Annotated in this window: 6 protein-coding genes; all 6 read left to right on the forward strand. The window is 44.0% G+C overall.

Translation table 11 applies throughout. The annotated features are described in order from the left end of the window. The first annotated feature begins 101 nt into the window (after window positions 1–101). The 6 genes from prdC to PG766_RS10375 all read left to right on the forward strand — a co-directional run bounded on the left by prdC (window position 102) and on the right by PG766_RS10375 (window position 5,846). Complete coding sequence (gene prdC, locus PG766_RS10350; protein ID WP_008372495.1) at window positions 102–1,430, forward strand: proline reductase-associated electron transfer protein PrdC; 1,329 nt, start codon at window positions 102–104, stop codon at window positions 1,428–1,430. Between the two features lie 77 nt (window positions 1,431–1,507). Then, a complete protein-coding gene (gene prdA / locus PG766_RS10355; protein WP_008372497.1) occupies window positions 1,508–3,379 on the forward strand; it encodes a D-proline reductase (dithiol) proprotein PrdA in 1,872 nt (623 codons plus the stop codon). Window positions 3,380–3,390: 11 nt separating this feature from the next. Beyond that, on the forward strand, window positions 3,391–3,672 hold the full coding sequence (locus tag PG766_RS10360) for a CBO2463/CBO2479 domain-containing protein (protein WP_022220196.1): 282 nt from the start codon (window positions 3,391–3,393) through the stop codon (window positions 3,670–3,672). Between the two features lie 21 nt (window positions 3,673–3,693). Beyond that, window positions 3,694–4,419 carry a D-proline reductase (dithiol) protein PrdB gene (prdB, locus tag PG766_RS10365; protein ID WP_082421153.1) on the forward strand — a complete coding sequence of 242 codons (726 nt, stop codon included), beginning with the start codon at window positions 3,694–3,696 and terminating at the stop codon, window positions 4,417–4,419. Window positions 4,420–4,596: 177 nt separating this feature from the next. After that, window positions 4,597–5,361 (forward strand): proline reductase cluster protein PrdD, encoded by a 765-nt coding sequence (gene prdD, locus PG766_RS10370; protein WP_118217317.1) that lies wholly within the window; start codon window positions 4,597–4,599, stop codon window positions 5,359–5,361. 11 nt (window positions 5,362–5,372) lie between these two features. Further along, window positions 5,373–5,846 (forward strand): glycine/sarcosine/betaine reductase component B subunit, encoded by a 474-nt coding sequence (locus tag PG766_RS10375; protein ID WP_055158009.1) that lies wholly within the window; start codon window positions 5,373–5,375, stop codon window positions 5,844–5,846. The last annotated feature ends 154 nt before the right edge of the window (window positions 5,847–6,000 follow it).

The raw sequence follows: 6,000 nt of genomic DNA on the forward strand, positions 1-6,000 counted from the left end.
CTATTGAAAAAAATATATCTATTTGTTAAACTATAGTCAAATACGCGTAGGACAAGATAAGATATAGATTTCGACGTAGAGGAGAAAGGAAGAGAAGAGACATGGCAAACTTACAGATTTTGCTGCGTCAGCATGTAGGAGCTCCTTGTGCACCGGTTGTAAAAGCCGGAGACAGAGTAGAAAAAGGGACTCTGATTGCAACACCGACAGGCCTTGGAGCTAATATTTTTTCAAGTGCATATGGTGTGGTAGAAGACGTACTGGAAGACCGTATCATCATCAAGCCGGATGAAGAACAGAAGGATGAATATGTAAAGATTCCGGAAGGCAGCAAGCTTGATATGGTAAAAGCGGCAGGTGTTGTCGGAATGGGTGGCGCCGGATTCCCGACAGGTGTAAAACTCGGAACAGATCTGCAGGGAGGATATATCCTTGTAAATGCAGCGGAGTGTGAGCCTGGACTTCGTCATAACATTCAGCAGCTGGAAGATGACTGTGCGAAAGTTATCCGCGGAGTAAAACACTGCATGGAGATTTCCAATGCATCAAAAGCTATTTTTGCAATTAAGAAGAAAAATGAAAAAGCAGTAAAGGCACTGCGCGAGGCATTAAAAGATGAAGAGGCGATCACGATCCACTTACTTCCGGATATTTATCCGATGGGAGAAGAACGTGCGGTTGTAAGAGAATGTCTTGGAATCGAACTGAATACAACACAGCTTCCGTCAGCAGCGAATGCAATTGTCTGTAATGTAGAAACTCTTGCAAGAGTTGCGGAAGCAATTGAAGAGAGAAAGCCATGCTTTTCTAAGAACCTTACTGTTATCGGTAAGATCAATGGCGGTAATGAGCCACATGTATTTATGGATGTACCGGTCGGCACAAGCGTTGGGGAAATGATCGAACGTGCCGGCGGTATTGATGGTGTATATGGGGAAATCATCATGGGTGGTCCATTTACCGGACATGCTACTACAGAGGATGCACCGATCACAAAGACAACTGGTGGAATCATTGTTACAATTGATTTCCCGGATCTTCATGGTGCAAGTGTAGGTCTTTTGGTATGTGCCTGCGGTGGTAGCGAAGAACGTATGAGAGATATTTGTCAGAAGATGAATGGTGTAGTGAAATCAGTAGCCAGATGTAAACAGGCAATTGAAAACAAACCGGGAGCTCCGCTTAAATGCGAAAGACCTGGAAACTGTCCTGGACAGGCTAAGAATAATATCCAGTTCAAGAAGGATGGATGCGAGTACATTATTATTGGTAACTGCTCAGACTGTTCAAATACAGTAATGGGATCAGCACCGAAGATGGGACTTAAGGTATTCCACCAGACAGACCATGTAATGCGTACAATCGGACATCCACTTTACAGATATCTGCGTGTTTCAAAACAGGTAGAACAGTTACCGGAAGGTAAATAGATAAGTTGATACCTCACTTCGGTGAGTGTATAAATAGTTAATTGAGTTATTGTTAAATTAACAAGGAGGAAATTATTATGTCAATTACAGCGGAAACCGCAAAAGAACATGCAAAAGATCCTGCAGTATTATGCTGTAGAGCAGAAGGCGGCATTACAATCCAGGCTGCAAACCTTGAAGATCCGGCTATCTTTGATGATCTGGTAGATTCAGGACTTCTGAAACTTGATGGAACACTTACAATCGAACAGGTACTTGGAGCAAAGCTTGTTAAGACCTGCGATTCTCTTACACCACTTACAGCTGATCTTGTTGAAGGCGCAAAAGCACCTGCAGCAGAGGAAGCACCGGCTGAAGAAGCAAAAGAAGAAGTGAAAGAAGAAGCACCAGCAGTTACTGCAAATCCTACAGCAAGTGTACAGAAAGTTGGCGGCGTGTTAAAAATCCACATTGGAGAAGGCAAAGATATCGATATCGAAATGCCGATGGGTTTTAATAACGGTGTTGCAGTAGCGGAAGTACCGGCAGAGGTAGAATTACCGGCAGGCGTGGTTTCAGGCGCAACACCGACAAAAGAGCTGGAACCGAAAGTCGTAAGAAGCGTTACCAGAAAGCATTATAAAATTACAGAAGTAAAGCGTGGACCGGAGACAAAGATCGAAGGAACAACTCTTTACATCCGAGAAGGAATTGAAGAAGAAGCAGTTGCTTCACAGGAACTGGTTCATCAGTTAAAGATTGATATCATTACACCGGATCAGTACCATACTTATTCTAATACAATCATGGACGTACAGCCGATCGCTACAAAAGAGGGCGAAGACGAAATCGGTACAGGTACAACAAGAGTACTTGATGGCGTTATCATGATGGTTACCGGAACAGACGACAATGGTGTTCAGATTGGCGAATTCGGTTCTTCCGAAGGATACCTGGATGAAAATATCATGTGGGGACGTCCGGGAGCTCCTGATAAAGGTGAAATCTTCATCAAGACAGAAGTTATCATCAAAGAAGGAACCAACATGGAAAGACCTGGTCCGCTTGCTGCACATTCTGCAACAGACGTGATCACACAGGAAATCCGTGAAGCTCTGAAGAAAGTAGAAGACGAAAGCCTTGTAGTAGATACAGAGACATTCAATCAGGTAAGAAGACCTGGTAAGAAGAAAGTCGTTATCGTAAAAGAAATCATGGGACAGGGTGCTATGCATGACAACCTGATTCTTCCTATGGAACCAGTCGGAGTACTTGGCGCAAGACCAAACGTTGACCTTGGAAACGTACCGATCATGGCATCTCCACTGGAAGTACTTGACGGATGTATCCATGCACTTACCTGTATCGGACCTGCATCAAAAGAAATGTCAAGACATTACTGGAGAGAACCACTGGTTCTTGAAACTCTCCATGATGAAGAAGTTGACCTTTGCGGTGTTATCTTTGTAGGTAGTCCACAGATCAATACAGAGAAATTCTATGTATCAAAACGTGTTGGCATGATGGTAGAAGCTCTTGATGTTGATGGTGCATTTGTTACAACAGAAGGATTTGGTAACAACCACATCGATTTTGCAAGCCATATCGAACAGATCGGTATGAGAGGAATTCCGGTTGTTGGACTTTCATTCTGCGCAGTACAGGGAGCACTTGTAGTTGGAAACAAATACATGCAGTACATGGTAGATAACAACAAATCTGAATCAGGAATCGAGAACGAAGTCCTTGCCTGCAACACGCTTTGCCAGGAAGAAGCAATCCGTGCACTTGCTATGCTGAAAGCTGGAATGGCTGGAGAAGAAGTGAAGAAGGCAGAAAGAAAATGGAATCCGAATGTAAAAGCAAATAACATCGAACTGATTTCAAAGACTATGGACAGAACAATTGAACTGGTTAAGAACGAGCAGTCACTGCCGATGAGCCAGAAGAGAAAAGAAAAATACGATTAAGGTGAATGACTATGAAATATGGCGATAAGATCATCTATATGGAAGGCGTAATCGTAGAGATCCATGATGGATGTGTTGGAATCGATTTGAAGGGACGATTGGGTTATCTGAAAATCCCGATGAGAATGCTGATTACGGATTATCCATTAGTGGTAGGACAGGAAGTTGGATGGAATATGAGTTTTGTCGAACAGCTTGGACCGGACGCCAATGAAAAATATGTTAGTAACCTGCAGACGTATCAGAGACGTCAGGAAGAAATGAAGTCTCATAAGAAGAATGATGAAGTGTAATTATATCAGGAGGAAATAGACATGAGTTTGACCGTTGTTAAAGGACTTCAGTCAGAAATCTTTGTTCCGGTAACTCCGCCGCCAGTATGGGCTCCGGTGAAAAAAGAACTGAAGGATATGACAATTGCCCTCGCCACAGCAGCAGGTGTGCACCACAAGGATCAGAAGAGATTCAACCTTGCCGGTGACTTTACCTGGAGAAAAATAACAGATAAAATGCCGTCAGATGAATTAATGGTATCTCACGGTGGATATGACAACAGTGATGTAAACAAAGACATCAACTGTATGTTCCCGATTGACCGTATCCATGAGCTTGCTAAAGAAGGATTTATCAAAGCATGTGCACCGGTACATGCCGGATTCATGGGTGGTGGCGGAAACCAGGAAAAATTCAAACATGAAACTGGTCCTGCCATTGCAAAGATGTTTGTAGAGGAAGGCGTAGACGCAGTTATCCTCACCGCTGGTTGAGGTACCTGCCACCGCTCTGCAGTTCTGGTGCAGAGAGCGATTGAAGCCGCAGGAATTCCTACAATTATTATTGCTGCGCTTCCGCCGGTTGTTCGTCAGACCGGTACCCCACGTGCGGTTGCTCCGCGTGTTCCTATGGGAGCTAACGCTGGTGAACCACACAACGTTGAGATGCAGACAGGCATCGTAAAAGCAACTCTGGAACAGCTCGTGAAGCTGGATACTCCAGGAAAAGTTGTTCCGCTGCCGTTTGAATATGTAGCGAAAGTATAATCAAATAGTAAAAAGGGGACATCCCCGGCAGGATTGGGGCGAAAGCTCTGATTTGCCGGAGATGTCCTTTTTATTTAACTGGATATTTTGATAAAATTTCCTGTTAGATAAAAGGTGCTATGTGCCTCAAATGTGCCAGGGCGCATTTGGGTTCAATTTAGAATTGAGGATGATTATATGGAGAAAGAAATAGATCTGCGCCGGCTTGTGATCAAAGCTTTCCATATTACTGAGGTGGAAGAAGGCGGAGGAAATAAAGTGACAGCATCTGGAAAGATGACGATCGAGAAGAAAATACTGGATGAAATTTTACCGAAATATCCACAGCTTTCCAAATTAGATGTACAGATTATAAGACCGGGAGAACATGACTGTTATACCAATACGATGATGGATATCATTCCGATATCGACCAAAGTACTTGGAAAGATTGGGGACGGGATTACGCATACGCTCACCGGCGTTTATGTAATCCTTACCGGTGTAGATGAAAATGGAAAACAGGCACACGAATTTGGGTCCAGTGAAGGCAATCTGAAAGAGAAGCTGTATCTGAACCGTGCGGGTACTCCGGGGGATGATGATTATATTGTGTCATTTGATGTTGTTCTGAAACCTGGAATGGGACAGGAAAGAGAAGGTGTACTTGCAGCCCACCATGCCTGTGACGAGTTTATCCAGATTTTCCGGGAACAGATGAAGAAGTTCAGGGGCGATCTCTGCACAGAGAGACATGAGTACCATGATGTGGTTCGCCCAGGGAAAAAACGTGTTTTGATCGTAAAACAGGTTGCCGGACAGGGTGCGATGTACGATACTTCGTTATTTGCAAAAGAGCCTTCGGGAACTGAAGACGGTCGCTCGATCATTGATATGGGAAATATGCCGGTGATCGTTACACCAAACGAATATCGTGACGGAATTATCCGTTCTATGCAATAGGAGGTGCGATTATGGGAATTGGACCATCGACAAAGGAAACATCACTGCACCATTTCCGGGATCCTCTTCTTGATGTGGTATCATCGGATGAAGATCTGGATCTGATGGGAATCATAATTGTTGGAACGCCGGATGATAATACAGATAAATTGCTTGTTGGAACCCGTGCGGCAGTATGGGCGGAAGCTATGCGGGCAGACGGAGTTATCCTGTCGTCCGATGGATGGGGAAACAGTGACGTAGATTTCGCAAATACGGCTGAACAGATGGAAATCAGAGGAATTCCGGTAACCGGGCTGAAATTCAGTGGTACAGTTGGCCAGTTTGTGGTAGAAAATGATCATCTGGGAGAAATTCTGGATATCAATAAAAGTGAAGAGGGCATTGAGACAGATGTACTCGGAGAAAATAATGTGACGGAGCTGGATGCGAAAAAGGTTACTGCAATGCTGAAGCTGAAAATGCGGAAAAATGAGAAGCGTTAAGGTTTTGAAATTTGAAGAAAACTGTCAAAAGTAAAGCTGGCAGGGAAAGAAGATATAGAAAAGTCCTGTTGAGAATCCGGATTTGATATTCGGATTCTGACAGGACTTTTGCTGTGTGCGCCTAGCGGCGCACGTTTCTAACGGGTTAAAGTCC

It is taken from the genome of Coprococcus sp. LG101-27, assembly GCF_027695515.1.
Lineage (GTDB): Bacteria > Bacillota > Clostridia > Lachnospirales > Lachnospiraceae > Allocoprococcus > Allocoprococcus comes.

Excerpts from the sequence above, each read along its gene's own strand:
- PG766_RS10375 (WP_055158009.1), top strand. The coding sequence starts at position 5,373 with ATGGGAATTGGACCATCGACAAAGGAAACATCACTGCACCATTTCCGG.
- PG766_RS10360 (WP_022220196.1), top strand. The coding sequence starts at position 3,391 with ATGAAATATGGCGATAAGATCATCTATATGGAAGGCGTAATCGTAGAG.
- prdA (WP_008372497.1), top strand. The coding sequence starts at position 1,508 with ATGTCAATTACAGCGGAAACCGCAAAAGAACATGCAAAAGATCCTGCA.
- prdD (WP_118217317.1), top strand. The coding sequence starts at position 4,597 with ATGGAGAAAGAAATAGATCTGCGCCGGCTTGTGATCAAAGCTTTCCAT.
- prdC (WP_008372495.1), top strand. The coding sequence starts at position 102 with ATGGCAAACTTACAGATTTTGCTGCGTCAGCATGTAGGAGCTCCTTGT.